Raw genomic sequence first — 26,524 nt, 5'->3', positions numbered from 1 at the left:
TCCATAAATAAGAACCGTCATCTCTTAAAAACGATCTTCGCCATGAATGCTATGAACCTGAATGTATCTATGATAGGGTTTATGCCGCTCTTTTCGTTATTGTAGACCGTCTTGATAGGCGCCGATTCTATTTTGAACCCTTTCTTGGCTGACTTTATTATGAGTTCTGATTCTATCTCATATTTTGACGATTCCAGGGTCACCGCTTCAAGGAGATCCCTTCTTATGAGCCGGAAACCGCACTGCGTATCAGGCACTTTCTGGCCGGAGGCGACAGATATTACGTATGACATGAACCTGTTGACCGCTATCCGTATGAGGGGCATGGACGATGTGTCGTGCATCCTGTTGCCTATTACCATGCCCGCGTCCGTCTCCCTTATCCTCTTTATCAGGCGCGCGATGTCGTTTATGTCATGCTGGTCATCACCGTCCATGACCAGCACCATCCTGTAGTCGCCTTCCAGCACCCGTTTGAACCCCTCCCTGAGGGATGCCCCTTTACCTAGATTACGGGTATTCCGAATGACCACAGCGCCCTCTTTTCCAGCAATGCCGGCGGTATCGTCATCCGAACCGTCATCCACCACGTATACGTCAAGGCCCCTCTTCCCCAGTCTCCTGACTATGCCGCCTATGGTAGCGGCTTCGTTATATGACGGTATCAGCGCGCAAAGGGCATGCATGGTTATTCCCATATCCTCCTGAAGGCATACCACTGCACCGGGAATCTCCTTATATACGACTCGACCACGGAAAGGTATCTCCTGGTGAGCATCATCAGCGTCTCCCCCTCATCGTCGCGCGATTCGGGATAGATCGGGGTCTCGAAGACGAGCCTGAAGGTGTCGTCCTCTTCCCGTATCATGAATGTCGGGACGATGGCCGACCCTATCCTGGCGGCGAATACGGAGGGTCCTCTGGGAATGAGCGCCTTTTTTCCGAAGAACGCGACCGGCGTGCCGTTCTTAGTGAAGTCCCTGTCGCCCAGGAGCGCCACAAGCCCGTTCTTTTTCAGGACGCGGTAACATTCCCTGAGAGAGAGGCCTATCTCTATGGGGCGCACCTTGCCCAGCATACGCTGGCGCATGAAAAAATCGTTCACCATGCGGTCCTGGTGGGTGAGCGCGACGGCATTAAGGGGATATCCTATGGAAGATATGATACACCCGCCCAGTTCCCAGCTGCCGAGATGCGCGGATAAGAGGATGACCCCTTTCCCCCGGGATAGCGCCTCGGAGAGGTTGGCCAGACCATCTATCCTGACGAACTTACGTATATAGTTATCGTCGACTTTAGCGAACCGGAAAAAATCGACAAGGTACTTTCCGAAATTCCTGAAAACCTGGCGGGTCATCTCATTCAACCCGGCATCATCGCAGGTACCGTCTGTTACCACGCGCAGATTCTCTATGACCGCCCTTCTGTCCCTGCGCGACAACAGGTGCTTTATATCGGCCAATACGCATGCCAGGCCGTATGAAAGACCTAGCGGCAGATTCATGGCCAGGAACCTTGCAAACCTGTATATAGCATAGAATATCATGATCTCATCAGCTCCAATATGAGACGCGCCGTATCTATAGAGCTTGCCGGCTTTGAAAGACGCCGGGCCTTCTCGCGCATCCTGTTCAATATCCCCCTGTTGTAGTAGAGCTCTTCCAGGAGAACTATGGCTTCGGAGGAGGTCTCTGACTTCAGAGCTACCCCGTTCCTCAGGAGATACTTTGTATTCATCGCCTCCTGGCCCGGGAGGGGGTTGACTATCAGCATCGGCAGCCCCTTGGCCAGGGCTTCAGCGGTCGTGATGCCGCCCGGCTTGGTGACTATGATGTCCGATATCTCCATAAGCTCATCGACATTTGTAGCGAACGGCAGTATTATGACCTTCTTTTTTAAGCCGCCCTCCCACCTCTTGAGCCTCCGGTACAGCTTCTTGTTCGTCCCCGCAGCCACTATGGCCTGGATGTCGAGAGACGAGCGGTCCAGATTTTTGACCAGCTCGCGTATGGGGCCCAGCCCTTGAGTCCCTCCCATTATAAGTATGCACGGTTTTCCGCCGTCGATCGACATGGCCTTGCGTATCTCGTCTTTCGTGGCGCGCGACGAGCTGAATTTGGGATCGATCGGGATGCCGAACGGGGCCACCCTGCCCGGGTCGATCCCGTTATCTACCAGCTTCTTTCCTGTCTCTTCGGAGGGGACGACGTAGCGGTCGACATTATTATATATCCAGTATGAATGAGGGGCGAAGTCCGTCAGGACACCCACAAGGGGGACGGAGAGGTTAAGGCTCTTTTTGTAATCCGCTATCATGCCGCACGGGAAGGCCTGGGTACAGACGATCGCGTCAGGCCGGAATTCGTCCAGGAGCGCCTTGAGCTTGCCGGTGTTGAAACGGTGTATCATCTCGCGCAGCCCCTGTGTTCTCTTGACGACCTTGGGATTATCATACAGGTAGTCCCAGAGTTCGGGTGTGCGGCGCACCACGCTCATATAGGTCCTGTTGATGACCTTCTCCAGGATCGGGTTGGTATAATTGAACGAGTTTATATTGACCGTCTCCACGGACGGGTCCATATTCTTAAGGGCGCTCTCGATAGCCATGCTCGCGCAATGGTGCCCGGAATCTTCGGATATGTAGAGGAGCAGTACTTTTTTCATGCGGGACTCACTCTATGACGGCCAGGATCGCGCCCGTCTTGACCTCATCGCCTTCGGCGGCCTTTATCTCTTTCAGGATGCCCGATGCCGGCGCCGGGAGGTTGAAAGTGGCCTTGTCCGTTACCAGCTCCACGAGGTCCTCGCCCTCTTTTACGCTATCTCCCACGTTGCGGTGCCAGTATGAGACGTTCGCCTTATCTTTACCTTCTGCTATAGGCGGCAACAATACATTCGTCATAACGCGTTCCTCCCTCTTAGCCGTTTTTCAGCCTGCATAATAGGAACTGCGGACGAACGGCCCGGCGCTTACGCGTGAAAACCCCAGCCGTTCCCCTGCATCCTTATACCTGAAAAATTCGTGCGGCTCTACGAACCTCCTGACCGGCATATGTCCGTTGCCCGGGCTCAGGTATTGCCCTATGGCAAGGATATCACACCCGGCCCCGCGCAGGTCGCGCATCGTTTCCACGACCTCCTCTTCCGTCTCGCCCATACCGACCAAAAGCGCGCTCTTCACCATCTGCCCCGGCCGCTTACTCTTCGCGATCGACAGAACGGAAAGAGACCTTTCGTAATGCGCTTCCGGCCTTACCTCTTCATAAAGCCGTTTAACGGTCTCGATATTATGGCCGAAGATATCCGGCCGGGCCGCAAGAACTGTCTCTACGGACCTTTTGGCCCCCCTGAAATCCGGGACCAGCACTTCAATGACGGCATCAGCGGCCGTCCCGCGTACTGTCGTTATGGTATCGGCGAACTGCGCGGCGCCGCCGTCGGTAAGGTCATCGCGCGTAACGGAAGTTATCACGATACGGCGCAGGCGCAGCTCCCTGGATGCCGCCGCTATCCTGGCCGGCTCTGTGCCGTCAACCGATCCGGGCACCCCTTTCTCGACCGAACAGAAACGGCAGCTCCGGGTGCAATACCTCCCCAGTATGAGAAAAGTGGCAAAGCTCCGGCTGAAACATTCATTAAGGTTCGGGCAACGGCCGGATTCGCATACTGTGCCGATCGAATAGCGGGACAGGATGCGCTTCGTCTCGAAAACCGTCCTGTTCGAAACGAGCGTCTTCTTAAGCCAGGGTGGGAAGTTTCCCACGATAGTCCTCGCTCTTTAAACCGAATATATCGGCAAAACATGATGCTATCCGGTGTTTGGCGTCGGCGAGCAAAACCGGCTTCGCCGAGACGGTATTTAAATTTGCGACCTTTATCCCGCTCAGGCCGCATGGGCGGATCATGGAAAAGAACCTGAGGTCGACATCTATATTGATACTCACGCCGTGATACGTTATCCAGTCGCGCGCGGCTATCCCTATGAAAGATATCTTGCGATCTCCCACCCATACACCGGTCCTTCCGTTTATCCGGTGCCCGCTGACCGCGTAGTATTTTAAAAATGTCAAGACGCCCTCTTCGATATCCCTCATGTACCTGTGGAGGTCCGTCTTCCGCTCCTTGAGGTTCAATATGGGGTACAATACTATCTGGCCCGGGCCGTGGAATGTCACATCTCCGCCGCGGTCAACATCAAGGACCTTTATTCCCTGGGACTTCAGGGTCTCCCTGTCGACCAGGAGGTTCTCCTCTTTTGCGAGCCTCCCGAGCGTAAAGACGGGCATGTGCTCGGCTATTATCAGCGAGTCCGCTATCTCGCCCAGCTTCCTGCGGTTGCAGAACTCCCGCTGCACCTTGTAGCATTCTTCGTACCCTGTCATCCCGAGGTCTATTATCATATGCTGTGAATGGCCGTACCGCAGAATATGTGCGCGGCCTCCTGGTATATCTCGGATAACGTCGGATGGCCGTGTACCGTCCCGGCCAGGTCTTTTACGGAGAGGCCCGCGTGGACGGCAAGCGACGCCTCGCCGATCAGGTCGCAGGCCCCTTCACCGAATATCTCGACGCCCAGCAATTTCCCGCTCGGGTCGCCGGTGATCTTTATGAAGCCTCCGGTACGGTCCATCAGGAACGCCTTGCCGGAAGCGAGATACGGGAATTTGACCGTCCTGGCATCCCGGACCGTCTTCCCGGCATCGTCTTCGGTAAGCCCGACGCTTGCTATCTCCGGGTCTGTATATACGCAATTCGGTATATGCGAATAATCGGCTCTTCGCCCGGCGCCCATGATATTGTCGCACGCCAGGATACCGTCATAAGAGGCCCTGTGGGCCAAAAGCGGGCCGGGGATGCAGTCGCCTATCGCGTAGATATTTTTGGCGCCCGTGCGCAGGAAGCTGTCGACCTCGATCCTGCCTCTTTCGGTACGTATGCCTGCGGATGCCTCCTCGAGACCTTCTATATACGGCATGCGCCCTATGGCCATAAGCAGCTTATCCGAGACTATCCGCCGGCCGTTCGACAGGGTCGTCTCCACACCCCCATCCTTGCGGACCACGGCCTCTGCCTTCGACGAGGTATGCACAGCGATGCCGCGTTTTTTGAAGAGAAGCTCCATCTTTCTGGAGGTCTCCCTCGATTGGCCTATCAGTATCCTGTCGAGAGCTTCCACGATCGTGACCGTGACCCCGAAGGCGTTGAACAGGGTGGCGAACTCGCATCCTATGACCCCGCCGCCTATGACCAGGATGCTCCCGGGGAGCTCTTTCATGCCCAGGATGCCGTCACTTGTGAGGATGATCGTTTCGTCAACATATATTCCGGGCGGCACTACGGCACGTGAGCCGGTCGCTATTATGGATGAAGACGCCTCTATCTCTTCTTTGCCCGCGACGATCCTGCGGGGGGCGCAAAATTTCGCGTTCCCTTTTATCAGATCTATCTTATTAGCGCGGAAAAGCGTCTCTATGCCAGTTCGCAGTTTCAGGACGATCTCCTCTTTCCGCTTAAAGACAACGGGAAAATCCACGGAAGGCGGGGATGTTTTGATGCCGTGCCCGGCGGCCTCTTTTATACGTGAAAAAAGCGACGCTGAATGGAGCATCGCCTTTGTCGGTATGCAGCCCCTGTTGAGACAGGTGCCGCCCACCAGGTCCTTCTCTATGACGCAGACGGTCAGGCCCCGGCGGGCAGCATAGAGACCTGCTACATAGCCTCCCGGGCCTGAACCTATTATGGCCAGATCGTAATGTTTCATAATTGTGCGATCGAGCCTTTTATCGCACTCGCGGATATCGCGAAAGCGTCCTTCTCCTCTTCCGTCAGTTTTAATTGGATTATCTTCTCAATGCCGTTCTTTCCTATGACGCACGGCACACCTATCGCAAGGCCAGAGAGACCATACTCTCCGTCAAGGGATGCGCTGACGACCATCTCTTCCCGCGAGTCGCGCAGGATGGACCTGGCCATCTTGAGAACGGCCCCGCTCGGCGAATAATACGCGCTCCCTGTGCCAAGGAGCGAAACTATCTCCGCGCCCCTCTCCCTGGCGCGCTTTACTATGGCGGCCAGCTTATCGGGCGGCAGGAGGCCGCCTATCGGCTTCCCGGAGACCCTGGTGCACGACAATGCCGGCACCATGGTGTCGCCGTGGCTTCCCAGCATGAACGCGGTGACTGCTGAGCGCGGGACCTTCAGTTCGGAGGCTATCAGCTGGACAAAGCGGGAGCCGTCCAATACACCGGCCATCCCCATCACCCTGTTCCTCTTAAACCCGGTAGTCCTTAAGGCCAGGTATGTCATGGCGTCAAGAGGATTTGTGACCATTATGACTACGGCGGAAGGGGCATGGGTCTTTATTTTTAGGGAGACGTCCTTCACGACCGCGGCGTTCCTGGCTGTAAGCTCTTCCCGCGTCATCCCGGGCTTCCTCGGGAAACCGGCGGTCACCACCACGATATCGGCGCCTCTCATCTCGGCATAATCTTCCGTGCCGTGGATATTCTGTTCGTGCCCCATTATAGGGGCGCTGTCCAGGATATCCATGGCTTTCCCGCGCGCGGCATTCCCGAAGATATCTATGAGGACCACATCGGCCAGGCCGTCCTCCACGATGCGCATGGCAAGGGTCGAGCCTACCGAGCCCGCGCCTATCACCGCTATCCTGGAGTAAGACCGTTTCATCTTATGCGGCATCTTTCTTTATCTGTCCGATTATCGCGTCGGCCATGCGGCTCGTCTTCACCGCGGACGGGTCGTCCCGGTCCTTTTTGAGATCATACGTTACAGACCTCCCCTCTTCTATTACGGACGCGACCGCCCTTTCGAGCCGGTCGGCGGACGCGGCTTCACCCATATATCTCAGCATCAGGACACCAGACAATATTATGGCTACGGGGTTCACTTTATCCAGGCCCTTATATTTCGGCGCGCTGCCGTGCGTCGGCTCGAATATCGCTACGCCGTCCCCGATATTTGCGCCGGGCGCTACGCCGAGCCCCCCGACCAGGCCTGCCGCGAGATCGGAGATGATATCGCCGTACAGGTTCGGGGTGACGAGGATATCGTAGTTCTCCGGTTTCTGAACAAGCTGCATGCACATATTATCCACTATCCTGTCCTCGAACTCCACCCTGCCGGCGTACGATCTGGCAATGTCCCGCGCCGCTTCAAGGAAAAGCCCGTCCGTATACTTCATGATATTGGCCTTGTGTACGGCGGTGACCTTCCTGCGCCCGTTCTTAAGCGCGTACTCGAAAGCGAACTTCACGATCCTGCGCGACCCTTCGTCAGATATCGGTTTTATACTTATGGCCGAGTCCGGCCTTATCTTCTTTTTGCTTAACCTCTCAAGGAGGTCGATCACCTTTTTCACATCGCCCGAGCCCTTCTCGAACTCTATCCCCGCATAAAGGTCTTCCGTGTTTTCGCGCACTATGACGAGGTCTATATTTTCGTAGCGTGAGCGTACGCCCCTGTAACTTTTACACGGCCGTACGCAGGCATACAGGTCAAGCGCCCTCCTGAGTTCGACATTGACGCTGCGGAAACCGCTTCCTATGGGAGTGGTGATCGGCCCCTTAAGCGCCAGCTTGTTATTGCGGATCGAATCGAGAACGTGCTGCGGGAGGGGCGTCTTATGGCTGGCTATGGCGCCTTCTCCGGCCTCGACCGTATCCCATTGTATATCAAGCCCCAGCGCCTCTATACACCTCTTTGCCGCATCGGCTATCTCGGGCCCTATCCCGTCCCCCGGGATAAGCGTTATCCTGTACTTACTCAAATTTGAACCCTCCGTGCTTTTTAAAATGTTCGATGACGCCGCCGTCTTCAAGAAGGCTCTTCATGACAGAGGGTATCGGCTTTATATCGAGTATCAGCCCTTTGCCCACATCTCTCATCTTTCCCTTCTCTATATCGAGCTCGATCTCATCACCGTCATCGATGAAGTCGGTATTGCACTCCACGAGCAGCAGCCCGATATTGAAAGCGTTTCTGTAAAATATCCTTGCGAAGCTCTTCGCGATGATGGCATGAAAACCGGCCTGCTTCAGCGCCTGCGGCGCCTGTTCCCGGGATGAGCCGCACCCGAAATTCTCACCGGCTACGAGATAATCTCCCCTCTTCACCCTCGCGGCGAACGCGCCGTCGATATCCTCAAAGATATGTTTCGCCAGTTCTCTGGGATCCTGTATCTTGAATTTATACCTTCCGGATATGACATAATCGGTATTTATGTTATCCTGGACCTTGAGACGTCTCGCAAAGTGTTTCATCGGATCACCTTTTCATCTACGCCAGTTTCTTCTTATACATACGGGGATCGGTGATCCTGCCGGCTATCGCGGAGGCCGCAACGGTGGCAGGACTCGCAAGATATATGAACGAATTAGGGTTCCCCATCCTCCCCTTGAAATTCCTGTTTGCGGTCGAGATGGCGACCTCGTTATCAGCCAGGACCCCGTTATGCGTCCCCACGCACGGGCCGCAGCCCGGTCCGACAACGGTGCATCCGGATCTCACGAATACGGATATGAGCCCCAGCTTGACCGCCTTCAGGTATATCTCCCGCGAGGCAGGCGCGATTATGAACTTCACGTCCGGATGGACATCCTGCCCTTTCAGGATCCTGGCGGCAACCTCCAGGTCCTCTATCCTGCCGTTGGTGCACGTGCCTATATAGGCCTGGTCTATCTTTACATCGGCCAGCTTTCCGGCATCCGTCACGTTATCCACGGCATGCGGCTTTGCCACCTTAGGCGAAAGGCCGGATATGTCGTACTCTTTTATGGCGGCATATCTGGCGTCGGGGTCCGGGGCTACCGGATGCGGTTCCTTCCCGGAATGTTCGCTTACCCATTTCAGCACCTTCTTATCGGCTTCCATGAGCCCTGCCTTGGCGCCCATCTCAACGGCCATATTGGATATGGTGAACCTCGCATCCACGCTGAGCGCGCGTATCGCATCACCGTGGAATTCGACCGCCTTGTAAGTGGCGCCGTTCGACCCTATATCCTTTATGATATGCAGTATGATATCTTTCGAATATACGCCCCTGGGGAGGGCGCCTTTGACTATGACCTTTATCGTCTCCGGCACCCGGAACCAGTTCTTGCCGCTGGCGAGCGTTATGGCAAGGTCGGTCGATCCAACCCCGGTCGAAAATACGTTGATCGCTCCGTACGTGCAGGTATGCGAATCTGCGCCCAGAACGAGGTCGCCGCATGTGACGTGCCCCTTCTGCGGGATGAGCTGATGGCAGACACCGCAACCTATATCGTACAGCTCCAGATCAAATTCCCCGGCGAAGGTCCGCATCTTCTTGTGGATCTCGGAAACGCCCATGTTGGGGCTGGGCGCGCTGTGGTCTATGACCATGGCGAATTTTGTCCTGTCAAATACCTTGCCGAGGCCCAGCTTCCTGAAGCTGTCGATAATGATCGAGCTTGTGCCGTCCTGACCGAAGCAGAAGTCGACATCGCATATGGCTATGTCTCCGGCCTTAAGGTCCTGGCCGGCGTGACGGGATAATATCTTTTCGGCTATCGTCTTACCCATACTTTTCTATCCACCCCTTTATACGCGTTAGGCCCTTTTCGATCTTCTCCATGCCTGTAGCGAAACTGAGCCGTATGAAGCGATCCGAGCCGAACGGCGTTCCCGGCACCACCGCTACTTTCGCTTCCTCCAGTAGCCGCGTAGCGACTTCCATGGAGCCCATCCCGGTCTTTGATATGTCGCAGAATACGTAGAAGGCGCCTTCCGGTTTTATGCAGGATATGCCGCGCATCAGGCCTATCATGCCGACCATGGCATCGCGCCTCTTCTCGAACTCTTCCCTCATCCGGGCCACGCACTCCTGGTCGCCGGTCAACGCGGCCAGCGCGGCGGCCTGGCACATCGAGGCGGGATTTGACGTCGCGTGGCTCTGGAGATTGGATATCGCCCCCATGAGATCCTTCGGTCCGGCCGCATAACCTATCCTCCATCCGGTCATGGAGTAACTTTTGGAAAGGCCGTTAACGGTGAAAGTCAGGTCGTATATATCCTTTCCGAGCGACGCTATGGATATATGCTTCTTTCCGTCGTATATCAATTTTTCATATATCTCGTCGCTGATGACGAAAAATTTATGCTTTACCGCAAGCCCGGCTATGAACCCGAGTTCCGTCTTATCGTACACACATCCGGTGGGGTTCGACGGGCTGTTCAGGACAAGCGCCCTGGTGCGTCCCGTTATCACTGACCTGAGGGCCGATTCGGTCAACTTGAAACTGTTCTCAGCCTCCGTCCCGGCGTAAACGGGCTTTGCCCCGGCCATCCTGACCATCTCCGGATAGCTCAGCCAGTACGGAGACGGGATTATGACCTCGTCGCCTTCGTTGCATATCGCCTGGAATATATTATACAGCGAATGCTTCGCCCCGCAGGATACCACGATCTGGGGTTGCTCATAATCTAGGGAATTATCGGACTTAAGTTTTTTGGCTATGGCGTCCCGTAGCTCAGGCGTCCCGCTGGAGGGCGTATACTTCGTGACTCCCTCATCTATCGCCTTTATGGCCGCTTCCTTTATATGCCTGGGCGTGTCAAAATCGGGCTCCCCGGCCCCGAAACTGATGACGTCTATCCCCGACTTGGCCATCTTCTTGGCCTTGGCGCTTATCTCTAACGTTGCCGAAGGCGCCACCTCCGCCAGCCTCTTCGCTATGTCCATCTCTATATCCTCATTAATATATCCTAATATTATAGTATAAATCCGTCAAATCTCAAGGGCAAATTTGAATTACTGGGCGTTGGGTCAGGGTTAGGAAGCCGGCTTGGTCATTGGGTGAGGGTTAAGATCACGGTAAAAAGCCCCTTAACCTGAGTTACGATTAAGGGGCTTTGGGATTGCTCTTTGCCAGATCCGCTACATATCACTCTTCCGACGGAAGAAGCCGCGCAGGTTCTTCATGAACCCTTTCTTGTCGGTCATCTTCTTCTCCTCGGACCTTGCCCTCTCCGCCTTCTTCTCTTCGGCCACCGCAGTTTTCGGCTTGTGCGGCTGTTTCGGCTTCGGCTCTTCCTTCTTCGCCTCTTCCGATTTCACCTGCTTATCCGTTTCGGCGGCTGCCTTTGTTGTTTCAGCGGCAACCTCTTCGGCCTTCGCTTTCTCTTTCTTCTTCTTCGGGCGTTTCTCGACTATCTTCTTTTCGGTGAGCTCCAGTATGGCCATCTGGGCCCCATCGCCCCGCCTGAACCCGAGAGGTATTATCCTGGTGAAACCGCTCGCCCTGGCTTTAAATAGCGGCGATATCTCCCTGAAGAGCTTAGACACCAGGTCCCTGTCTGAGAGCACGTCGTAGGCGCGGCGCCGCGCGAAGACCGAATCGTCTTTGGATAAGGTTATCAGGTACTCAACGAGACGCCTCACCTCTTTTGCCCTGCGCAGCGTCGTTTCGATACGCTGATATTTCAGCATAGAACGGGCCATGTTGCGCATAGTCGCTTTCCTGTGGCTCGTCTTCATGCTCAGTTTAGTGCGTTTTTTTCCGTGTCTCATCTTGCGTCTACTCTTCTTTCTTTGTCTTCTTCTCGTCCGATTTCATCCCGAGAGCCAGACCCATGCCGCCCAGGATCTTATTGATCTCCGCAAGCGACTTTTTACCAAAATTCCTGTACTTGAGCATCTCGAGTTCCGTCTTCTTCACCAGGTCGCCGATCGTCTTTATGCGCGCCTCGCGCAAACAATTTGAGCTTCTCACCGAAAGTTCCAGCTCGGAGATCGGCACCTTGAACTTCTCCCTCAATTGCCTCTCCTCTTCCGTCTCTTCCGGGACGTCTTCCTCTTCCGGGAGCTTCCCGAAACCGACGAATATGTCGAGGTGCCTCTGGAGTATGTTAGACGCGTAGAGGAGCGCCTCTTTCGGCTCTATGGCGCCGTTGGTCCATACCTCCAGTATGAGTTTATCATAATCTGTGATCTGGCCGACCCTCGTATTCTCGACATAGAAATTTACTTTCTTGACGGGAGTGAATATAGAATCTATCGGGATGACGCCTATCGGCTGCCCCTCTCTCTTGTTCCGGTCTGCCGGGACATATCCTCTTCCGCGCGCCACCTCCATCTCTATATTCAGATCTACGTCCTTTGTAAGGGTGGCTATATGGAGGTCGGGGTTTATCACCTCGACCGTCTCGTCAACTTTGATATTCGCCGCCGTCACTTCCCCCTTTTTGCTGACCGATATATGGATGGGCTTCGGCGTCTTGAAGTGGGAGCGCAGGATCAGCTTCTTTATGTTCAGCACTATCTGGGCGCCGTCTTCTACGACGCCCTTTATGGCCCCGAACTCATGGTGTACCCCTGCCACCTTGATGCTCGTAACGGCCGTACCCTCTATAGACGATATGAGGACCCTCCGCAATGAGTTCCCGACGGTAGTCCCGTATCCTCTCTCAAAAGGTTCGGCTATGAATTTCCCGTAAGTGGGCGTATAGCTCGACTCATCCAGTACGAGTTTCTTGGGCATTTCGAAATTCTTCATGCTTATTCCCATATATCGCATCTCCTTCGATTTAACAGAAAATTATTTCGAATATAACTCGACTATGAGCTGTTCCTGTATGGGGAACCCTACATCGGCCTTTGTCGGAAGGTCCGCGATAGTCGCCTTGAACTCCTTCGGATCCGCTCCGAGCCATTTGGCCATAGGCCTGTCTTTGAGCACTTCTCTCGTTTCGTTGATACGCTTCGCGACCGGCTCTTTCACTTTGAGGATGATCGTATCGCCTACCTTGACCGTGTATGAGGGTATATCCACGCGCCGGCCGTTAACATAGACCGAACCATGGCCTACAAGCTGACGGGCCGCGGCCCTTGACTGGGCCAGGTTCATCCTGAAGATGACGTTGTCTATCCGCCTCTCGAGAAGCTGCAGGAGCGTAATACCGGTCACCCCCTTGGCCTTCTCTGCTATCCTGAAGTAGTGCTTGAACTGCTTCTCAAGCACCCCGTATATCCTCTTCACCTTCTGTTTTTCGCGAAGCTGAACGCCGTAGTTGGACTCTTTCTTCCTTGCGCTTACGGCTCCGTGCTGTCCCGGCGCGTATGCGCGCCTGGAGACGGGGCACTTGTCGGTCTGACACTTCGCTCCCTTAAGGAACAATTTTATCCCTTCGCGCCTGCATAGCCTGCAGGAGGGCCTGATATATCTGGCCATTACACTCTCCTCCGCTTCTGCGGACGACACCCGTTATGAGGTATGGGAGTCACGTCCCGTATAGCCCTTATCGTAAGGCCGGCCGCCTGGATCGAGCGTATTGCCGATTCCCTGCCTGCGCCGGGACCCTTCACGTATACCTCCACCTCTTTCATGCCGCGCTCGAGCGCCTTTTTGCCGGCGTTATCGGCGGCTATGCCTGCGGCAAACGGCGTCGATTTCTTCGACCCCTTGAACCCGGCGCTCCCCGTCGATGCCCATGCCACCGTGTTACCGTCCTTATCGGTTATGGTAACGATGGTATTGTTGAACGTGGCCAGGATGTGGGCTATGCCGCTTGGAGCTACCTTGGCCGTCTTTTTACCTTTTTTGAATTTACTTTTTTTCTGTTCCACCTTCTTTAGTTATCTTCCTTTCTGCCTTTTGCCTTACCACTCCTACCGTCTTTCTGGGCCCTTTTCTTGTCCGCGCGTTCGTCTTCGTCCTCTGACCGCGCACGGGGAGCCCTCTCCTGTGGCGTAACCCACGGTAGGATCCGACGTCGATAAGCCGTTTTATGTTGGCGCTGACCTCCCTGCGGAGATCTCCTTCCACTTTATAATCTTTTTGTATGATCGAAGAGAGCCGCGCCACCTCCTCTTCGGTAAGGTCCTTTGCCCGTTTGTCCGGGCTGATATTGGCGATCTTGAGGATCTTGCCCGACACCGTCCTCCCTATCCCGTATATGTACCCCAACGCGATCTCGACCCTCTTTTCCTTCGGTATATCGACACCTACTATTCGCGGCACCTTATTTCCTCCCGGTTATAGCTATGTTTGTCCACGGTCCACTGTCCATGGTCGATGGTTCAGTTTTAACTGTGGACTGTGGTCTGTAGACCATGGACCGTTTCACCCCTGCCTCTGCTTATGCTTGGGGTTCGAACAGATTATGCGCAGCACGCCGCTCCGGCGCACTACCTTGCACTTAGGACATATCTTTCTGATGCTTGATCGTACTTTCATTTTTCTCTTCTTATTATCCTTCCGCGCGTAAGATCGTAAGGTGACAGCTCAAGCGTAACGCTGTCCCCGGGCAGTATGCGGATGAAGTTCATCCTCATCTTGCCGGATACATGTGCCAGGACCTTATGCCCGTTCGGCAGTTCAACCCTGAAAGTGGCATTGGGCAGCGTTTCGAGCACCTTACCTTCGACTGTTATCGGTTCCTCTTTTGGACTCATTCTTCATCACCCCGGCGACGTCATTATCTGGGCGCGCCCGTCCCTGACGGCTATCGTATGTTCGAAATGGGCCGATATCATCCTGTCCCTGGTCACCGCCGTCCACCCGTCATCCAGGACCTGGACCTCGAACGTCCCCGCGTTGACCATCGGCTCCAGCGCCAGCACCATCCCCGGCTCAAGACGAGGCCCTTTTCCGGGAGGCCCGAAGTTAGCTATCTCCGGCTCCTCATGTATCTTCGTCCCGATACCGTGGCCTACGAAGGCCCTGACCACCGCAAAACCGTTCTCTTCGACATATTGCTGTATGCTGTGCGATATATCGCTCAGCCGGTTGCCCGGTATCGCCTCTTCGATCCCTTTATAAAGAGCATTCTCGGTAACGCTTATGATCCGCGCCGCCTCGGTGCTTACCTCGCCGACCGCGAAAGTCGCCGCACCGTCCGCATAGTAATCGCGGAATTTTACACCCGCATCCAGGCTTATTATATCGCCTGTCTTAAGCTTCCGGCTCGACGGTATACCGTGCACCACCACCTCGTTGATGGAGGTGCATATATTTCCCGGGAACCCTTTATAGTTCTTGAAGGCGGGGAACCCGTCTCTCCTGAGTATCTCGTCCCGCGCTATCGCATCAAGCTCTATAGTAGTGATGCCCGGCTTTACATGCCGCTTCAAAACTTCAAGCGTACGGCCGACGATCGCCCCCGCTTTCCGTATCGCGGCTATCTCGTCGTCACTCCTCAGGACTATCATGCCAATTTCAACTCGGCGAATGTCTTAGAAAGAACTTTAAAAAGCGCGTCTACCCCCAGATCCCCGGAGACCCTCTTCAGTTTCTTCTGCTTCATATAATAGTCGACGAGGGGCTTCGTCTGGTCCTCGTATACTTTGAGCCGGTTACGGACGGTCTCTTCCTTATCGTCTGGTCTCTGCATCAGCTCTCCGCCGCAGTGATCGCATATACCGGCCTGCTTCGGCGGTATATTCCTTATATGAAAATTGAACCCGCACTTCTTACAGACCCGCCTTCCGGTAAGCCGGTCGATCGCGACATCCGGAGAAGTTTCAAAATAGAGGACGAGGTCCAGACCCATCCGGTTGGCGCTCAAAGCCCCGTCGAGGTCCTGCGCCTGCCTGAGGGTCCTGGGAAAACCGTCCAGCATGAAACCGCTCCTGGTGTCGGGCTCCTTCAGGCGCTCGGCCACTATGCCCGTCACTACCTCGTCGGGGACAAGCTCGCCTTTATCCATGAAGGTCTTTGCCTTCCTGCCGAGCTCCGAACCGTGCTTGACCGCCTCTCTCAATATGTCTCCTGTGGATATGTGCGGCAGCCTGTACGTCTTTGAAAGAACACCCGCCTGGGTCCCTTTTCCTGCGCCCGGCGGTCCCAGCAATATTATATTCATTAAGCCATCCTAGCCTTGATCTTACCCTTCTTCATAAAGCCTTCGTAATGCCTCATGAGAAGGTGCGACTCTATCTGCTTCATCGTATCCAGCATGACGCCCACGATGATCAATAATCCCGTGCCTCCGAAGAAGCTCGCCACCAGATACGGTATCTTGAGCCATGCGGATATTATGCTCGGGAATACGGCGATGATCGCCAGGAAGACCGCGCCCGGGAATGTGACCCTTGTCATGATGAAGTCGAGATATTCCGCCGTCTGTTTCCCCGGACGTATGCCCGGGACGAATCCGCCGTACTTCTTCATATTGTCGGCGATGTCTATCGGGTTAAAGGTTATGGCCGTATAAAAATACGCGAAGAATATTATCATCAAAGCGTACAAAGAATTGTAAACCACTTCGCCCTGCATGAGGACCTGCGCAAAGCGCTGGAATGTCTGGTTCTGCACGAACCCCGCTATCGTAGCAGGAAAGAGTATGATGCTCTGCGCGAATATGATAGGTATGACTCCCCCCTGGTTCACCCTGAGCGGCAGGAATGTCGATTGGCCGCCGTATATCTTCCGTCCCACTACGCGCTTAGCATACTGTATAGGGATCTTCCGTTGTCCCTGCGTCAGGACGATCACGGCCGCGACGACGATCACGAGCATCAGGACCATGAGTATGAGAGTGAACGGCTCCAGCTGCGCCTTTTCCGGAGCGAACGGCGAGAAGAGCGCGTATAACTGGTAAAGCGCGGTGGGTATCCTGGAGACGATACCTGCCGTTATTATGAGCGACATGCCGTTCCCGATGCCCAATTCCTGGATCTGCTCGCCGAGCCACATTATGAACGCGGTGCCGCTGGTGAGCGTGATGACCGTCAATATCCGGAATGACCATCCCGGGAACTGGACTATCTGCAACCCCTGGAACCTCGCCGGGTTCTCCAGCCAGAGCGCTATGAAGAACGACTGGATCACCGAAAGGACGATCGTCCCGTAACGCGTGTACTGCACTATCTTCTTATGTCACGCTTCGCCTTCTTTAGCAAGCTTCTCGAGCGCCGGTATTACCGCGGTAAGGAGCTGCAGTATGATGGACGACGATATGTACGGCATGATCCCAAGAGCGAATATCGTGAGACGCGATATGGCGCCTCCCGAGAACATATTCATGATGCCGAATAACGCCCCTCCCTGCGACTGCGCCAGGTTGGCGAAGAATTGCGCGAGCTTGGCGCCGTCGATCCCGGGCGTCGGTATATACGTCCCTATCCTGTATACGGCGATGAGCCCCAGCGTGATCAGGATCTTCTTGCGAAGGTCCGGTATCTTTATGGTATTGGCAAATGCTTCAAGCATTTATGTACTCTATCTTTCCCCCTGCCGCCGCTATCTTTTTGATCGCGGAGCCGGAGGCCTTGTGTGCTTTTACGGTAAGGGCTTTCGTCAGCTTCCCGTCGCCCAGTATCTTTACCAGCTCTTTCTCGCTCCCTATGAGACCCGCCTCCTTAAGCTCTTTCAGGCCTACGACAGAATCTGCTTTGAACCTGTTGAGCGATTCGATGTTCACGACCTGGCAGAAATTCTTAAAAGGATAATTGAAACCCCTTTTCGGTATCCGCCTTATCAACTGCATCTGGCCGCCTTCGAAGCTGAGCCTGGTGGTCCTCCCGGAGCGCTTTCTGGCGCCCTTCCTGCCGCGGCACGCGTTCTTGCCGTGGCCCGATCCGGAACCCCTCCCGCGGCGTTTCGTCTTCCTGTTGGCGCCTTCAGGCGCGCCTAGTTCATTTATTTTCACTTTTCTCTTCCCCTTCGTGCGCCATAGCCCTTTCAAACCGCAGCTGTTTCAATCCGTTCACCGCCGCCTTGAGCACATTCAGGGCGCTATCGGAACCGAGGCTCTTGGTCAGGATATCTTTTATACCGGACGCCTCACAGATCGCCCGCACGGCCCCTCCGGCGATTACGCCTGTACCCGGGGTTGCCGGCTTCAGGAGCACCCTGGCCGCCTTGAAGTGGCCTATGATCTCGTGCGGTATGGTGGTGCCCTTCATAGGCACTTTAAAGAAGTTTTTCTTGGCGTCATTAAGGCCCTTTCTTATAGCGTCCGCCACTTCGTTGCCTTTGCCGAAGCCGACACCGGCAGTCCCCTTGCCATCCCCTGCCACGACCAGCGCGTTGAACGAAAAACGGCGGCCGCCCTTCACGACCTTAGCCACGCGTTTTATGATGACGACCTTTTCGACAAGTCCGTCATCCCTTCCCTCTGTCTGCCGCGGCCTTCCTCTGCCGAAACCGAATCCCCGCCTCGGACGTTGTTCCGCCGCTTTGACTTCCGGTTTCGCTTCCGGCCTGACTTCCGGCTTGACTTCCGGTTTCGCTTCCGGTTTTGCCTCTGCCTTGTTCTCGTTTGCGTCTGCCAATGTTACCTCTCTTATTATTTAAGTTGTTTAGAATTCCAGGCCGCCCTTACGGGCCGCTTCGGCAAGCGCCTTCACCCTGCCGTGGTAAAGATACCCTGCCCTGTCGAACACTATCTTCTTTATCCCTTTCCCTTTGCAAAGTTCGGCCACGGCTTCACCCAGTATGACCGCCCCTTTTACGTTGCCGCCGGTATTCTTCACCTTATCCTTGAGGCCCGGCGCGTTCGTGGCAAGGGATACTATCGTCTTCCCTGCCTCATCGTCTATAAGCTGTACGTAAAGATTGGTGAGGCTCCTGTAGACGTTCATCCGGGGGACATCCTTTGTCCCGGAGACCTTCTTGCGTATGATCCTGTGCCTTCGCTCGCGTTTCGTGATCTCTACCCATCTCTTCATTTTTAATGACCCTCTTTATCCGCCCGTTCCGCCGGCGCCGGCAACCGCCTTACCGGCTTTTCGGCGGACATGCTCGCCGGAATATTTAATGCCCTTGCCCTTATACGGCTCTGGCCTGTAAAAGTCCCTTATCTCCGAAGCCACCTTGCCGACGAGCATCTTATCGATGCCCTTGATCATGATCATTGTCGGCTTGGGCGTCTCTATCGTTATCCCTTCCGGAATATTGTAGTTTATAGGGTGTGTGTAACTCAACTGGATGTTCAGGACCTTGCCCTGCACCTGCGCCTTGAACCCTACCCCTGTTATCTCCAGGTCCTTCTGGTACCCCTTGGTTACGCCTGTGACCATATTGTTGACGATGCTCCGGATCAGGCCGTGTGTCGCCTTATCCTGTTTTTCGTCTGAAGGCCTGCCTATGAAGACATTATTATCCTTTACCTCGGCCTTAAAGCGTACCGGCAGCGGGCAATTCATCTTGCCCTTGGGGCCCTCTATGATTATAGACCCCCCTGTGACGCTCGCCTTGACACCGCCCGGTACCGCAACCGGCTTCTTTCCTATCCTTGACATTAGATTATCCCTTTACCAGATGTAACAGATGACCTCGCCGCCGATCTTCCCCGCCCCGGCCTCCTTATCGGTCATCAGACCTTTGGATGTGGAGATTATCGCCGTTCCCAGGCCGCCGTAAACTTTCGGCAGCTCTTCGACTTTCTTGTATATCCTCAACCCCGGCTTCGAAACACGCTTCATCCCCATGATGGCCGGAGTGAGGTCCTTACCGTACATCAGATATACGCGCAGGATCCCCTGGTTGGAATCCTTTATGACCTTATAATTGGAGATGTATCGCTCCCTCTTGAGGATCTTCAGGATCTCTTCTGAAAGACGCGAATTTTTCACTTCGACCACGTTCTTCTTTGCGAAACTCGCATTCTTGATCGCGGTCAGCATGTTCGCTATCGGGTCTGTTAACGCCATATCTTGAATTTCTTCCTTTCGATGTTTTGACTATCTTCTTAAACGCGTATTACCAGCTCGACTTGACGACGCCGGGGATCTCGCCCCTGGACGCCAGCTCTCTGAAGCATATCCTGCAGAGCTTGAACCGTCTCATGAACCCGCGCGGCCTTCCGCAGAGCTGGCACCTGTTGTAGCCCCGTGCCTTGAATTTCGGTTTCCTCCGCTGCTTTACAATAAGCGATGTCTTCGCCATATCAGTTTACTCTTCCCCTTCGGTTAATTTCTGCGACCACCTATTTCTTGGCGAACGGCATCCCGAAAAGCCGCAGGAGCTCGAACGCCTCGTCCCTTGTATGCGCATCCGTCACTATCGTTATATCCATCCCGTGCGCCTTCATCACCTTATCTACATCGACCTCCGGGAATATCACCTGTTCGCTCAGCCCGAACGAATAATTACCGCCCTTGTCGAACGAGTCCGGCGGGAGCCCTCTGAAGTCCCTTATCCTGGGTATCGCTATAGAGATGAGGCGGTCCAGAAATTCGTACATGATGCCCCTTCTCAGGGTCACCTTGCATCCTATGGCCGAGCCGCGCCTTATCTTGAAATTCGCGATGGCGACCTTCGCCCGGGTCAATACGGGTCTCTGCCCCGTGATGGCGGCCAGCTCATTCTGCGCGGTCTCCAGGAATTTGATATCCTGCGTTGCCTCGCCCATCCCTACGTTCAGAACGATCTTCTTGATCTTGGGCACCTGGAGGCGGTTCTTATAACCGAACCGCTTCATCATATCGGCCGTTATCCCGCCCCTGTACCTTTCCAGCAATCTTGGAGTGGTCATCTCTTTATACTACCTCTTTGCATTTTTTACAATACCTGGACCTTGTCCCGTCGGCCAGTACGCTGGTCCCCACATGGGACGGCTTATTGCATGTCTTGCAGAAAAGGGCCAGGTTGGAGAGGTGTATAGTCGCCTCTTTCTGTATTATGCCGCCCTGCTGGTCATTTTTGGTCTTACGCGCGTGTTTCTTCACGTAGTTGACCCCTTCGACAAGGGCGCGCCCCTTTTTCGGGAATACCATGAAGACCTTGCCGGTCTTTCCGCTGTCCCTTCCGCTGAGGACATACACCACATCGTTCTTCTTTATCTTATTCACTTTTCAACCCTTTGGCTTTATACGACTTCCGGGGCGAGAGAGATTATCTTCATGAAGTTCTTCTCCCTCAGCTCCCTCGCGACGGGTCCGAATATCCTCGTCCCCCTCGGGTTCATCTGCAGGTCTATTATGACGACCGCATTCCTGTCAAAACGCAGGCGGCTTCCGTCCGGGCGCTTTATGGGGAATGCCGTCCTCACGACCACGCCTTTGACCACCTCGTGGTCCTTTACTATGGCGTCCGGGGAGGCCTCTTTTATGTTGCAGGTGATTATGTCCCCCACGTCCGCATATTTCCTGTTGGCCCGCCCTATGACGCCTATGCACGACGCTTTCCGCGCGCCCGTGTTGTCCGCAACATCCAAAATGGTCCTCATCCGTATCATGGCTCGTGCCTCTCTACTTTTTGATTATCTCGACCAGCATCCAGCGCTTGGTCTTGGAAAGGGGTCTCGTCTCCCTTATCCTCACCACATCCCCGACCTTCGCCTCATCCTTTTCGTCATGCGCCTTGAACTTCGTCGCGGTGCGTATCAGTTTATTGTAAATGGCGTGCCGGTTTATCCTGTCGACCTTAACGGTTATGGTCTTATCCATCTTGTCGCTCACCACGATACCGATACGCTCTTTTCTTTTGCTCCTGGCCTCACTTGGCATTTGCCTTCTCCCTTAAGATAGTTTCACAGCGGGCGATATCCCGTCTCACGCCTCTGACCTTGTGCGGTTTTTCGAGCCGCCCGATATTGGCTTCGCACCGGAGGTTGTAAAGTTCCTTCTTCAACGCCTCTACCTTGAGCCGTACCTCATCCGCCGTCATATTACGCAGTTCGTTGACTTTCATTATGATCCCGCAGTCCTTGAAATAAATTTTGTCCTTACCGGTATCTTGTGGGCGGCCACTCTCATGCACTCCCTTGCTATCTCAAGCGGAACACCGCCCATCTCGAACAGTATCTTACCTTTCTTCACTATGGCGACCCAGTGGCTCGGATCCCCCTTGCCCTTTCCCATCCTTGTCTCGGCCGGTTTCTTCGTAATGGGCTTGTCCGGGAATATCCTTATCCATACCTTGCCGCCGCCCTTCAGGTGTCTCATGAGCGTTACTCTCGCCGCCTCTATCTGGCGGTCGCTGAACCAGCCGTTCTCGAGCGCCTTCAGGCCGAACTCTCCGAAAGAGAGCGTTGCTCCCCGAAAAGAAGTCCCCAGGCGCCTTCCTCTCTGGCATTTTCTGAATTTGACCCTCTTTGGCATCATTCCCATAAATATAGCTCCGTCCCGCTGTTACTTTCTTTTCTCTTCCGGCGCTTCCTGGTCCTGGGGCTTGTCGAGTATCTTGTCGCCTTTATATATCCATACCTTTACGCCTATGAGACCGTAGGTGGTGAGCGCCTCCGCAAAACCATAATCGACATCGGCCCTCAGGGTCTGTGCCGGGATGGACCCCACGCGGTAACTCTCCCTGCGCGCTATCTCGGCGCCGCCGAGGCGTCCGCTGCATATTATCTTTATACCCTGGGCGCCCGAATCGAGGGCGCTCTGGACCGCCTTCTTCATCGCCCGCCTGTGAGGTATGCGCTTCTCGAGCTGGAACGTTATGTTCTCGGCCACAAGCTGCGCATCGACATTCGCGTTCTTTATCTCCTTTATATCTATGGAGACTTCCTTGCCCGCTATCGACTGGAGCTCGTCTTTCAGCTTCTCGATCTCCGAGCCGCGGCGCCCTATGATTATGCCGGGCCTTGCGCTGAATATGAAGACGCGTATCTTATCGCTCGCGCGCTCGATCTCTATCTTGGAGACGGCAGCGGATGAGAGGGCCTTCTTGATATACTTCCTTATCTTGACGTCTTCGGCCAGCTGCCTCGGGAAATCCTGTCTCTTCGAGAACCACCGGGATTTCCAGTCATATATATATCCCAGCCTTAAACCGTACGGGTGGACTTTTTGTCCCATCTATTCATACCTCACTTTGTCGTCTTTTGCTTTTTGGACTTCTCTTTGATCTTCTCTTCTGCCGCCTTCTTCGGCGGGGCCTTTTGCGCCTTACCGCCCTGTTCGGGATGGCCTTTTTCCCGGGCCGCGGCCTTATGCTGGGTCCGGGCCGTTCCCGACGCGCCCTTCGCGGTTATCTCATCGACCTCGAGGGTTATGTGGCTTGTGCGCTTTAAGATAGGCGACGCCCTTCCCATCGATGCCGCCCTGAACCTCTTGAGCGACGGCCCGCAGTCAACAACGATGTTGGACACATAAAGGTTGGCGGGGTTGATGTCCTGCCTTATCCTTTTGGCGTTCGCTATCGCCGATTTTAAAAGTTCTATAGTGTACTGCGATGCCCGTTTCTTCACGCTCATCAGGACAGCCATCGCCTCTTCGGCCCTCCTGCCCTTTACAAAGGGTATGATCTGCCTGAACTTCCTGGGCGATATCCTTATGAACCTGGCTTTCGCGTATGCGATCATCGTATTACGTGAGCTCCCTGGACACTTCCGTGGCGGCACCGTGTTTTTTAAACGTTCTCGTCGGCGAAAATTCGCCGAGCTTATGCCCCACCATGTTCTCGGTTATGTAAACCGGGATGAACTTCCTGCCGTTGTAGATGGATACCGTCAGGCCTACAAAATCCGGCGTTATCGTTGATCTCCTGGACCAGGTCTTGAGCGGCTTTCTGTCTCCGGACCGGGCCATCTGCTGCACCTTTGCCAGCAGCTTCTCTTCAATATAAGGACCCTTCTTCGTTGATCTCGACATCTGTCTATTTTCTCCTCTTGACGATATATATGTCGGAGTGCCTGTGATGCCGCGTCTTAAGACCTTTGGCATACTGGCCCCACGGCGAACGCGGCAGCCCTCCGCTCGCCTTACCCTCGCCGCCGCCCATCGGATGGTCGTGCGGGTTCTTCGCGACGCCTCTGGAGTAGGGGCGTTTCCCCATCCAACGTGACCTGCCGGCCTTACCGATCGATATGGTGTCGTGTTCGATGTTGCCGACCTGTCCTATCGTCGCGTAACAGTCGAGCCCTATAAGGCGGATCTCGCCGCTCGGCATCTTCACGTGCGCCCAATCCCCTTCCTTGGCCATTATGAGGCAGGCGTTACCGGCCGAACGCGCGATCCTCGCCCCGGAATCCTTTTTGAACTCCACGTTATGTATGGGGATACCTGCCGGGATATTCCGGAGCGAAACGGCATTCCCTACCTTTATCTCCGCGTTCGGTCCTGCCATGACCTCGTCGTTGACGTTCAACCCCGAAGGCATGATTATGTAACGCTTCTCCCCGTCTTTATACTCCAGGAGCGCCAGGCGCGCAGACCTGTTCGGGTCATACTCTATGGCTATGACCCTTGCCGGGATCTCGAGCTTATCCCTGCGGAAGTCGATGATCCTGATCATCCGCTTGTGGCCGCCGCCCCTGTGGCGGCTCGTTATCCTTCCGCGGGCATTCCTGCCTCCCGACCTGCGGAGCGGCATAAGGAGTTTCTTCTCGGGCCTGTCTTTCGTTATCTCGCTGAAATCCGAAAGAGAGGTCCATCGCATCGCGTCCGTAGTCGGCTTATATTTTTTTATTCCCATATTTTTTTTCTTTTCTTTACTGGCACCTGGTTGCCGGTGACCGGTTATTCTGCTATGTAACGTCGATCTTACTGTCCGATTTAAGCGTCACGATCGCCTTCTTCCAGTCAGAGGTCTTCCCTGCTACGTACCTGACCCTCTTGATCTTTCCCCTGGCCATCATCGTGTTTACGCTGTCCACCTTAACTTTATAGATATCCTCGACCGCGCCTTTTATCTCTATCTTATTCGATGCGGTGTCGACCCAGAAGAGGTACTTATTCTTCTGCAGAAGGCCTGCCCCTTTTTCGGTGCGTATCATGCCCTTCACTATGTCGTGCGGGTTCTTCATCGTTAATCCCCGAATCTTTCTTTAAGTTTGCCGAGCGCCGCCTTGCTTAGTACGACGGTGTCGCACGCGATGACGTCGACGGCATTGAAATCTTTGTAATTCTTCACGGAGACCGTCCCTATGTTCCTCGAGGCCTTTTTGACCTTGTCGTCGACGGACTCGAGGACGAACAGGCTCTTGCCTTTAAGCTTGAGGGCGTCCATGATCGCCTTAAATTTTTTCGTCTTCGCCTCATCCAGGTCCAGGGACGACAGCCCGAACATCTTGTGCTCGACGGCCTTGACGTTCAGGCTCGATAAAAATGCCACGCGTTTGACCTTCTTGGGTATATCGTAATGAAAATCCCTCGGGTGCGGGCCGAATATCTTGCCGCCCCCCTTCCAGAGAGGAGACCGCGAAGAACCGGCGCGCGCCCTGCCTGTGCCCTTCTGCCTCCACGGCTTCTTGCCGCCGCCCGATACGTCGCCGCGCGTCTTGGTGGATGCCGTGCCGCTCCGCTGGTTTGCATTGTACATCAGCACCATCTGATAAAGGGCGCCCTTATTTATCTCCCCGGTGAAGAGGTCCTTATCGAGAGCATACTTCTCGACCTCTTTGCCCTTTGAATCGTAAACCGGGATGGAAAGCGGCTTGCCCGCTTCCGGCGCCTTCGCCGTCTTATTTTGGTTTTTTGTCTTCGTTTTCTTCTCGTTTGTCTTCATATCTTATTTTTTCGCTCCGGCCTGCGCCTTTACGCTCTTCTTAGAAACCGGCGGCGGCGCTTTGCGTTTAACGAAACCTTTTGGCCGTTTCTTCGCTTCCTTCACTATGAGGAGACCGTCCTCATGCCCCGGCACAGCCCCCTTTACGGCGATAAGATTATTTTCCTTGTCGACATCGATCACTTCCAGGTTCTGTATGGTGATCCTCACATTCCCCATATGGCCGGGGAGATGATGCCCCTTGGTGACCCTGCCGAGCCGGGCGCCCGACTGTATCGATCCGACGGCGCGGTGGAACATAGAACCGTGCCCCGCGTCACCGCCCGACCATCCCCATCGCTTCATTCCGCCCTGGAAGCCCCGTCCTATCGACGTCCCTGTGACATCGACAAAATCCCCTTTGGCGAAAAGGTCCGCTTCGATCTTCTGTCCCGGCTTGTAACCGGCGGCATCCTTAACCTTCAGTTCACGGACAAAACGCGGTATAGCGGTCCCGGCCTTCTTTGCGTGACCCTGTTCCGGGAGGGTCGCGTGTTTCGCCTTCTTTTCCCCCAACCCCACCTGGATAGCATCGTAGCCGTCTGTCGCCTTCGTCTTCACCTGCAGGACATAGCACGGTCCGGCCTCTATGAGCGTCACCGGCACGTACCTTCCGCCCTCATCGAATATCTTTGTCATCCCGACTTTTTTACCGAGTATACTGACCATATATCACCTGATCTCCACATATACGCCGGCCGGAAGGTCCAGCTTCTTCAGCGCGTCGATCGTCTTGGACGTAGGGTTTATTATGTCGAGAAGGCGCTTGTGCGTCTTTATCTGGAACTGCTCCCGCGACTTCTTGTCGACGTGCGGCGAACGGAGCACCGTGAAGACCTCGCGCCTGGTCGGGAGCGGTATCGGTCCGACGACGAGCGCGCCCGTGCGCTTGGCCGTCTCCACTATCTCGCTCGTGGATATATCGAGGAGGCGGTGATCGTACGCCAAAAGCTTTATCCTTATCTTCTGCTGCTGCTGTTGCTGTGCCATCGTATCACTCAATGACCTGTGTCACGACTCCCGCGCCTACCGTGTGTCCGCCTTCTCTTACGGCGAACCTCAGTTCCTTCTCGAGCGCTATCGGCGTGATTAGGGTTATCTCTATATTC

General features: G+C 54.8%; 41 protein-coding genes and 2 pseudogenes. All 43 read right to left on the bottom strand.

Features of this window, described 5'->3' with window-relative positions; translation table 11 throughout:
* Positions 1-17 precede the first annotated feature (17 nt).
* Positions 18-698 (bottom strand): glycosyltransferase family 2 protein, encoded by a 681-nt coding sequence (locus tag WC515_00215; protein MFA5145794.1) that lies wholly within the window; start codon positions 696-698, stop codon positions 18-20.
* Positions 689-1,546 (bottom strand): lysophospholipid acyltransferase family protein, encoded by an 858-nt coding sequence (locus WC515_00210; protein ID MFA5145793.1) that lies wholly within the window; start codon positions 1,544-1,546, stop codon positions 689-691. The genes WC515_00215 and WC515_00210 overlap by 10 nt, the downstream gene beginning before the upstream one ends.
* Positions 1,543-2,664 (bottom strand): glycosyltransferase, encoded by a 1,122-nt coding sequence (locus WC515_00205; GenBank protein ID MFA5145792.1) that lies wholly within the window; start codon positions 2,662-2,664, stop codon positions 1,543-1,545. The genes WC515_00210 and WC515_00205 overlap by 4 nt, the downstream gene beginning before the upstream one ends.
* Positions 2,665-2,671: 7 nt before the next feature.
* Positions 2,672-2,902 (bottom strand): lipoyl domain-containing protein, encoded by a 231-nt coding sequence (locus tag WC515_00200; protein ID MFA5145791.1) that lies wholly within the window; start codon positions 2,900-2,902, stop codon positions 2,672-2,674.
* Positions 2,903-2,929: 27 nt separating this feature from the next.
* A complete protein-coding gene (gene lipA / locus WC515_00195; GenBank protein MFA5145790.1) occupies positions 2,930-3,763 on the bottom strand; it encodes a lipoyl synthase in 834 nt (277 codons plus the stop codon).
* Positions 3,738-4,400, bottom strand: coding sequence for a lipoyl(octanoyl) transferase LipB (lipB, locus tag WC515_00190; GenBank protein MFA5145789.1), 663 nt, complete (start codon positions 4,398-4,400; stop codon positions 3,738-3,740). The genes lipA and lipB overlap by 26 nt, the downstream gene beginning before the upstream one ends.
* Complete coding sequence (gene lpdA / locus WC515_00185) at positions 4,397-5,761, bottom strand: dihydrolipoyl dehydrogenase (protein MFA5145788.1); 1,365 nt, start codon at positions 5,759-5,761, stop codon at positions 4,397-4,399. Before lpdA ends, lipB begins: the two co-directional genes overlap by 4 nt.
* On the bottom strand, positions 5,758-6,699 hold the full coding sequence (locus WC515_00180; GenBank protein ID MFA5145787.1) for a malate dehydrogenase: 942 nt from the start codon (positions 6,697-6,699) through the stop codon (positions 5,758-5,760). Before WC515_00180 ends, lpdA begins: the two co-directional genes overlap by 4 nt.
* Positions 6,689-7,786, bottom strand: coding sequence for an isocitrate/isopropylmalate dehydrogenase family protein (locus tag WC515_00175; GenBank protein MFA5145786.1), 1,098 nt, complete (start codon positions 7,784-7,786; stop codon positions 6,689-6,691). Before WC515_00175 ends, WC515_00180 begins: the two co-directional genes overlap by 11 nt.
* Positions 7,779-8,279, bottom strand: coding sequence for a 3-isopropylmalate dehydratase (locus WC515_00170; protein MFA5145785.1), 501 nt, complete (start codon positions 8,277-8,279; stop codon positions 7,779-7,781). The genes WC515_00175 and WC515_00170 overlap by 8 nt, the downstream gene beginning before the upstream one ends.
* Positions 8,280-8,295: 16 nt before the next feature.
* The gene (locus WC515_00165) at positions 8,296-9,561 is read right to left on the bottom strand and encodes a 3-isopropylmalate dehydratase large subunit (protein ID MFA5145784.1); all 1,266 of its coding nucleotides are present in this window, start codon (positions 9,559-9,561) and stop codon (positions 8,296-8,298) included.
* Positions 9,554-10,720, bottom strand: a complete 1,167-nt coding sequence (locus WC515_00160; GenBank protein MFA5145783.1) for a pyridoxal phosphate-dependent aminotransferase — start codon at positions 10,718-10,720, stop codon at positions 9,554-9,556. The genes WC515_00165 and WC515_00160 overlap by 8 nt, the downstream gene beginning before the upstream one ends.
* A 195-nt stretch (positions 10,721-10,915) precedes the next feature.
* Positions 10,916-11,548 (bottom strand): 50S ribosomal protein L17, encoded by a 633-nt coding sequence (gene rplQ, locus WC515_00155; GenBank protein ID MFA5145782.1) that lies wholly within the window; start codon positions 11,546-11,548, stop codon positions 10,916-10,918.
* Positions 11,549-11,555: 7 nt separating this feature from the next.
* Positions 11,556-12,545 (bottom strand): DNA-directed RNA polymerase subunit alpha, encoded by a 990-nt coding sequence (locus WC515_00150; protein MFA5145781.1) that lies wholly within the window; start codon positions 12,543-12,545, stop codon positions 11,556-11,558.
* 30 nt (positions 12,546-12,575) lie between these two features.
* The gene (rpsD, locus tag WC515_00145) at positions 12,576-13,208 is read right to left on the bottom strand and encodes a 30S ribosomal protein S4 (GenBank protein ID MFA5145780.1); all 633 of its coding nucleotides are present in this window, start codon (positions 13,206-13,208) and stop codon (positions 12,576-12,578) included.
* Complete coding sequence (rpsK, locus tag WC515_00140; protein ID MFA5145779.1) at positions 13,208-13,603, bottom strand: 30S ribosomal protein S11; 396 nt, start codon at positions 13,601-13,603, stop codon at positions 13,208-13,210. The genes rpsD and rpsK overlap by 1 nt, the downstream gene beginning before the upstream one ends.
* The gene (rpsM, locus tag WC515_00135; GenBank protein ID MFA5145778.1) at positions 13,584-13,997 is read right to left on the bottom strand and encodes a 30S ribosomal protein S13; all 414 of its coding nucleotides are present in this window, start codon (positions 13,995-13,997) and stop codon (positions 13,584-13,586) included. Before rpsM ends, rpsK begins: the two co-directional genes overlap by 20 nt.
* A 102-nt stretch (positions 13,998-14,099) precedes the next feature.
* A complete protein-coding gene (gene rpmJ, locus WC515_00130) occupies positions 14,100-14,213 on the bottom strand; it encodes a 50S ribosomal protein L36 (GenBank protein MFA5145777.1) in 114 nt (37 codons plus the stop codon).
* The gene (gene infA, locus WC515_00125; GenBank protein ID MFA5145776.1) at positions 14,210-14,431 is read right to left on the bottom strand and encodes a translation initiation factor IF-1; all 222 of its coding nucleotides are present in this window, start codon (positions 14,429-14,431) and stop codon (positions 14,210-14,212) included. Before infA ends, rpmJ begins: the two co-directional genes overlap by 4 nt.
* A gap of 6 nt (positions 14,432-14,437) precedes the next feature.
* Positions 14,438-15,187, bottom strand: a complete 750-nt coding sequence (gene map, locus WC515_00120) for a type I methionyl aminopeptidase (GenBank protein MFA5145775.1) — start codon at positions 15,185-15,187, stop codon at positions 14,438-14,440.
* Positions 15,184-15,840, bottom strand: a complete 657-nt coding sequence (locus WC515_00115; protein ID MFA5145774.1) for an adenylate kinase — start codon at positions 15,838-15,840, stop codon at positions 15,184-15,186. Before WC515_00115 ends, map begins: the two co-directional genes overlap by 4 nt.
* A pseudogene (gene secY / locus WC515_00110) lies at positions 15,840-17,189 on the bottom strand (preprotein translocase subunit SecY). The gene WC515_00115 and the pseudogene secY overlap by 1 nt, the downstream one beginning before the upstream one ends.
* The gene (gene rplO / locus WC515_00105) at positions 17,182-17,628 is read right to left on the bottom strand and encodes a 50S ribosomal protein L15 (protein MFA5145773.1); all 447 of its coding nucleotides are present in this window, start codon (positions 17,626-17,628) and stop codon (positions 17,182-17,184) included. Before rplO ends, secY begins: the two are co-directional and overlap by 8 nt.
* Positions 17,615-18,253, bottom strand: a complete 639-nt coding sequence (gene rpsE / locus WC515_00100; protein ID MFA5145772.1) for a 30S ribosomal protein S5 — start codon at positions 18,251-18,253, stop codon at positions 17,615-17,617. Before rpsE ends, rplO begins: the two co-directional genes overlap by 14 nt.
* A 27-nt stretch (positions 18,254-18,280) precedes the next feature.
* Positions 18,281-18,649 carry a 50S ribosomal protein L18 gene (rplR, locus tag WC515_00095; GenBank protein ID MFA5145771.1) on the bottom strand — a complete coding sequence of 123 codons (369 nt, stop codon included), beginning with the start codon at positions 18,647-18,649 and terminating at the stop codon, positions 18,281-18,283.
* A gap of 15 nt (positions 18,650-18,664) precedes the next feature.
* On the bottom strand, positions 18,665-19,222 hold the full coding sequence (gene rplF / locus WC515_00090) for a 50S ribosomal protein L6 (protein ID MFA5145770.1): 558 nt from the start codon (positions 19,220-19,222) through the stop codon (positions 18,665-18,667).
* 12 nt (positions 19,223-19,234) lie between these two features.
* Positions 19,235-19,633, bottom strand: coding sequence for a 30S ribosomal protein S8 (gene rpsH / locus WC515_00085; protein ID MFA5145769.1), 399 nt, complete (start codon positions 19,631-19,633; stop codon positions 19,235-19,237).
* A 49-nt stretch (positions 19,634-19,682) separates the two neighbouring features.
* Complete coding sequence (locus WC515_00080; GenBank protein ID MFA5145768.1) at positions 19,683-19,868, bottom strand: type Z 30S ribosomal protein S14; 186 nt, start codon at positions 19,866-19,868, stop codon at positions 19,683-19,685.
* Positions 19,869-19,908: 40 nt separating this feature from the next.
* Entirely contained in the window at positions 19,909-20,457 is a 549-nt protein-coding gene (gene rplE / locus WC515_00075; protein ID MFA5145767.1) for a 50S ribosomal protein L5, read from the bottom strand.
* A gap of 4 nt (positions 20,458-20,461) precedes the next feature.
* Positions 20,462-20,773, bottom strand: a complete 312-nt coding sequence (gene rplX / locus WC515_00070; GenBank protein ID MFA5145766.1) for a 50S ribosomal protein L24 — start codon at positions 20,771-20,773, stop codon at positions 20,462-20,464.
* A 17-nt stretch (positions 20,774-20,790) separates the two neighbouring features.
* Positions 20,791-21,159, bottom strand: a complete 369-nt coding sequence (gene rplN / locus WC515_00065; GenBank protein MFA5145765.1) for a 50S ribosomal protein L14 — start codon at positions 21,157-21,159, stop codon at positions 20,791-20,793.
* A gap of 13 nt (positions 21,160-21,172) precedes the next feature.
* Positions 21,173-21,430, bottom strand: a complete 258-nt coding sequence (gene rpsQ, locus WC515_00060) for a 30S ribosomal protein S17 (protein ID MFA5145764.1) — start codon at positions 21,428-21,430, stop codon at positions 21,173-21,175.
* Positions 21,420-21,614, bottom strand: coding sequence for a 50S ribosomal protein L29 (rpmC, locus tag WC515_00055; protein MFA5145763.1), 195 nt, complete (start codon positions 21,612-21,614; stop codon positions 21,420-21,422). The genes rpsQ and rpmC overlap by 11 nt, the downstream gene beginning before the upstream one ends.
* Positions 21,614-22,027, bottom strand: a complete 414-nt coding sequence (rplP, locus tag WC515_00050) for a 50S ribosomal protein L16 (protein ID MFA5145762.1) — start codon at positions 22,025-22,027, stop codon at positions 21,614-21,616. The genes rpmC and rplP overlap by 1 nt, the downstream gene beginning before the upstream one ends.
* A gap of 27 nt (positions 22,028-22,054) precedes the next feature.
* On the bottom strand, positions 22,055-22,726 hold the full coding sequence (gene rpsC / locus WC515_00045) for a 30S ribosomal protein S3 (GenBank protein MFA5145761.1): 672 nt from the start codon (positions 22,724-22,726) through the stop codon (positions 22,055-22,057).
* 11 nt (positions 22,727-22,737) lie between these two features.
* Entirely contained in the window at positions 22,738-23,232 is a 495-nt protein-coding gene (rplV, locus tag WC515_00040; GenBank protein MFA5145760.1) for a 50S ribosomal protein L22, read from the bottom strand.
* Between the two features lie 4 nt (positions 23,233-23,236).
* Entirely contained in the window at positions 23,237-23,521 is a 285-nt protein-coding gene (gene rpsS, locus WC515_00035) for a 30S ribosomal protein S19 (GenBank protein MFA5145759.1), read from the bottom strand.
* 4 nt (positions 23,522-23,525) lie between these two features.
* Positions 23,526-24,344 carry a 50S ribosomal protein L2 gene (rplB, locus tag WC515_00030; GenBank protein ID MFA5145758.1) on the bottom strand — a complete coding sequence of 273 codons (819 nt, stop codon included), beginning with the start codon at positions 24,342-24,344 and terminating at the stop codon, positions 23,526-23,528.
* A 52-nt stretch (positions 24,345-24,396) separates the two neighbouring features.
* Positions 24,397-24,675 carry a 50S ribosomal protein L23 gene (rplW, locus tag WC515_00025; GenBank protein ID MFA5145757.1) on the bottom strand — a complete coding sequence of 93 codons (279 nt, stop codon included), beginning with the start codon at positions 24,673-24,675 and terminating at the stop codon, positions 24,397-24,399.
* 2 nt (positions 24,676-24,677) lie between these two features.
* The gene (gene rplD / locus WC515_00020) at positions 24,678-25,376 is read right to left on the bottom strand and encodes a 50S ribosomal protein L4 (protein MFA5145756.1); all 699 of its coding nucleotides are present in this window, start codon (positions 25,374-25,376) and stop codon (positions 24,678-24,680) included.
* 78 nt (positions 25,377-25,454) lie between these two features.
* Positions 25,455-26,084, bottom strand: a pseudogene (rplC, locus tag WC515_00015) (50S ribosomal protein L3).
* Positions 26,085-26,087: 3 nt separating this feature from the next.
* Positions 26,088-26,405: a 30S ribosomal protein S10 gene (gene rpsJ, locus WC515_00010; GenBank protein ID MFA5145755.1), complete on the bottom strand. Its 318-nt coding sequence runs from the start codon at positions 26,403-26,405 to the stop codon at positions 26,088-26,090.
* Between the two features lie 4 nt (positions 26,406-26,409).
* A partial coding sequence (locus tag WC515_00005; protein ID MFA5145754.1) for a hypothetical protein occupies positions 26,410-26,524 on the bottom strand: 115 nt, incomplete at its 5' end.

Source organism: Candidatus Omnitrophota bacterium (assembly GCA_041650805.1).
GTDB lineage: Bacteria > Omnitrophota > Gorgyraeia > 2-01-FULL-45-10 > 2-01-FULL-45-10 > JBAZKM01.
Note: the sequence above shows the minus strand (reverse complement) of the source record. Positions and strands in the feature narration are given on the sequence as shown.